This is a genomic window from Paracoccus sp. S4493, assembly GCF_000967735.1.
GTDB lineage: Bacteria > Pseudomonadota > Alphaproteobacteria > Rhodobacterales > Rhodobacteraceae > Paracoccus > Paracoccus marcusii.
Genome location: NZ_JXYF01000223.1, coordinates 1 through 1,252, shown reverse-complemented (window position 1 = coordinate 1,252; position 1,252 = coordinate 1). Strand labels below are relative to the sequence as shown.

Annotated in this window: 2 protein-coding genes; one reads left to right on the top strand and one right to left on the bottom strand. The window is 66.1% G+C overall.

What is annotated here, in order from left to right; all coding sequences use genetic code 11:
- On the bottom strand, positions 1–264 hold a 264-nt coding region (locus TW83_RS16515), incomplete at its 3' end, for a cation transporter (RefSeq protein WP_204245792.1).
- A gap of 80 nt (positions 265–344) precedes the next feature.
- On the opposite strand from TW83_RS16515, the gene TW83_RS16510 reads away from it, so the two are divergent.
- Positions 345–779 carry a helix-turn-helix domain-containing protein gene (locus tag TW83_RS16510; protein ID WP_045983878.1) on the top strand — a complete coding sequence of 145 codons (435 nt, stop codon included), beginning with the start codon at positions 345–347 and terminating at the stop codon, positions 777–779.
- Positions 780–1,252 lie beyond the last annotated feature (473 nt).

Here is a 1,252-nt window from a genome sequence, read left to right as displayed (position 1 = left end):
GGGGCGGACCGCCTGTTCGGGCACGTCATCGACCGCCACCGTCGGCGCGATGCCATAACCCAAGGCCCGGACGACCGCTTCGATCTGGTCCGATCGGGTGATGCCGGGGTCCAGATCGACGCTCAGCCGTTCGGCCATCAGCGCGACCCGGGCCGCGCGGACGCCGGGCATCCGCTCGACCGCGCGCACGACCTTGGCCGTGCATCCGGCGCAATCCATGCCCGTGACGGTCCATTCCCGCCGGTGTGTCGTGTCATCCGTCATGTCGCATCCTGCCATGGGTCTTTTCGTCCTGTGGCCAGGAAGATAGGATCTCTAGCAACTAGAGCTTCAAGGGGTGTTTCATGCTCAGCATCGGAAAATTGAGCGCGGCCACCGGGGTCAAGGTGCCCACGATCCGCTATTACGAAAGCATTGGCCTGCTGCCCGAACCCGAACGCAGCACCGGGAACCAGCGCCTCTATGGTCGCAAGCAACAGGAGCGGCTGGACTTCATCCGCCACGCGCGCGACCTTGGCTTTCCGCTGGACAGCATCCGCGAGCTGCTGAGCCTGTCGGATCGTCCCGACATGCCCTGCGCCGCCGCCGATGTCATCGCGAGGCGCCAGCTGCAATCGGTCCGCGACCGGATCGTCCGGCTGCAGGCCCTGCAGCAGGAGCTGAGCCGCATGCTGGCCCAATGCGCGCATGGGACAATATCGGACTGCAAGGTCATCGAGGTCCTGGGCGATCACGCGCATTGCCTGCACGACCATCACGGCGATGGCGTGCCGTCATAGGCAGCGTTTCTCCGTGGCGGTGACTGCGGCCGCCGCTTGCCATGCTTCGACGGGCTGCCGGCCTAGACCAAGGCGTTGGTGCTAATCGGTTATGTGCCAGATGATCCTACTTGCGATGCGAACCGCGCAGAATTCCGCCGATCGCAACGATCCGGTGATATCCGGGCCAGATCGCAGTCGTCACGACCCTGTCAAGGACGCCGCCTGCACCGCCGACGATCAGGCGGAACGCGGCCCGACGACCGATCCTTGCCCGACCAGGGCGCGACACCCGCGCGCTTTCGGCGACCCCTGTTCTGTCGTAGAAGGCGGGATGGCCCGTCGGACCCCAGGCAGCGCCGCGGGAATAACCGGCATCCGCCCCGAACTGCCCGGAAGGACCGATGAAGACGCAATCCCCCACGAACATCGCGCAGAACGCCGCCCGGCGCAATCTGGCGCAACTGAACCGCATGCGCTGGATCGCGGTCGCG